Source organism: Rhodopirellula maiorica SM1 (assembly GCF_000346295.1).
Taxonomy (GTDB): domain Bacteria; phylum Planctomycetota; class Planctomycetia; order Pirellulales; family Pirellulaceae; genus Novipirellula; species Novipirellula maiorica.
This window is the reverse complement of the sequence record NZ_ANOG01001079.1, coordinates 1-1,953: the sequence shown is the minus strand read 5'-3', so window position 1 is coordinate 1,953 and position 1,953 is coordinate 1. Positions and strand designations below refer to the sequence as shown.

3 protein-coding genes are annotated in these 1,953 nt (G+C 55.2%); all 3 read left to right on the top strand.

The genetic code is table 11. The features are described from left to right. The coding region (locus RMSM_RS35015; protein ID WP_236622431.1) for a hypothetical protein at positions 1-334 on the top strand (334 nt) is incomplete at its 5' end. A 46-nt stretch (positions 335-380) separates the two neighbouring features. Continuing rightward, the gene (locus tag RMSM_RS35010; RefSeq protein WP_008709015.1) at positions 381-602 is read left to right on the top strand and encodes a hypothetical protein; all 222 of its coding nucleotides are present in this window, start codon (positions 381-383) and stop codon (positions 600-602) included. A gap of 2 nt (positions 603-604) precedes the next feature. Further along, positions 605-1,953: phage portal protein (locus RMSM_RS35005; RefSeq protein ID WP_040771187.1), on the top strand; the 1,349-nt coding region annotated here is incomplete at its 3' end.

Genomic DNA, 1,953 nt, shown 5'->3' with positions numbered 1-1,953 from the left:
TAAGGGAGAGCGAGCGATGGCGAAAACCAAGGCGAAGAAACGGCGTAAGGTCACCAAGTCCATTCATGTTGATGGCACCCTCAAGCGATGCCCGAAGTGTCTCAGCTTGGCACGATCGAAGTACCACCGGGTCATCAAGCTTCCGATTAAGGGGGTACGCCCAAACGGCGATGAATACACCGAAGTCGTCTGGCGCCGATGCTGGTGTGAGAGATGTGGGCAGGGTCGAGTCGAGAAATCGTATGAACGGACTGCTTTTTTCGATATTGAAGAGGATGAAGAAACGCCGGAACAACGTGATTTACCGATAGAAACAAGTTCTTCCGCCACGTAGGCCCTTTTGCGTTGGCTTGGGTCCTCATGCCTCGTAATTTCCTGGCATGGCTAAAGCAAACCGCACGACATCGCAAGACGAGATCAAATCTCGCATCCAGCAGATCGATGAGATCCTAGCCTCGGGTGTAGAGTCGGTCACGACTGCAGGAACGACCACAAAGATCAACGCGGACTCTCTGCGCAAAGAGCGATCGCAGCTTCGGCAACAGATTCGAGGCGGCAGTCGTCGACGCCTATTCAACTCCATCACAACGGATGGGGTGTAACCATGGGCGTAATCAGCCGAGTTCGAAGTGCATTCAGCGGATACGACGCGTTGACCCCCAAGGGCCGACGAAAGACCATCTCTCGCACGATCACGCGTGAGGATCATCACACACGCGGATCCAAGCATCGAGCGTTACAGGCCAACGCCAGTGACTTAGTTCGCAACATGAGCGTCTGCTCATGGGCTGTTCGCCGGCATCTCGATTACGTTGCGAACTTCTCCTTCAACACTCGGACACCAAACAAGGCCATCAACAGCCAAATTGAACGGCTGATGATCGAGGATTCTCGTCCCAGTCGTTTTGACGTGGCGGGCAAGTTCGGCCGCGAGAAGATGTTTCGAATCGCTGAGGCACGGCGTGTTGTCGACGGCGATACGTTGCTTCCGATGATGAACGATGGGCGTCTGCAAGGCATCCAAGCCGACCTGATCCAGGATCCCGACGACAAGAAGGACGGCGAGGAGTGGATCAACGGTTGCCGAATCACGGGCACAGGCAGGGTGTTGGAATTTGGTATCAAGCGTGAAGGCTACATCGGAACGGTACCACATCGACGCATTCAAGCAGCAAACGCCATCCATTATGGGTTCTTTGGTGATCGCTACGCGGCCGATCAAGTTCGTGGCATCTCACCGCTGACAGCTGCCTTGGATCCACTGCGTGATTTGAAGGATGCAGTCACTCTGGCACAAGCCCGCGCCAAAGTCGCTCAGATCTTCGCGTTGGCGCTGACACGAGATGCAGTCGACCCGTTAGATGGCGATGACGACGACGAAACCGAAGACGGTCAACACGGTCTCAATGTCAATTTCACCGACCCGCAGATTCTGGACTTAGATCCAGGCCAAAAGGCCGAGTTTCTTGAGTCTCGCACCCCAAGTACCGAGTTCCAGGCGTTCACCGTGCTGGTGATTCAGCTCGCGCTTAAAGCATTGGACATCCCGTACAGCCTGTTTGATGGCTCAGCATCGACCTTCTATGGCGGCCGTGCTGAATGGCTGCACTATGTCGCTGCATGCAAAGACAAACGAAACGACCAGTTAGAGATGCGGCGCCAGTTCACAGTGTGGAAGCTTCGCCAGTGGATACGTGATGGCCGTTTGGTTCTGCCACGTGGCTGGATGGTTGGCGACATCGAGTTCGATTGGATCCCAACAAGCACAAACGCATGGTGGGACAAGAGCAAAGAGACCAAGGGACACACCGCGGCCATCGCTGCAGGGCTGGATACTCCCCAGCGAGTCTGTGCTGAGCTTGGCCTCGTCTTTAACGACAACATCGACGCGATCGCCGAAGCGGTCGAGTACGCCAAGAGCAAAGGTGTGCAACTTCCATACGCGCCAATCAC

Excerpts from the sequence above, each read along its gene's own strand:
- RMSM_RS35010 (WP_008709015.1), top strand. The coding sequence starts at position 381 with ATGGCTAAAGCAAACCGCACGACATCGCAAGACGAGATCAAATCTCGC.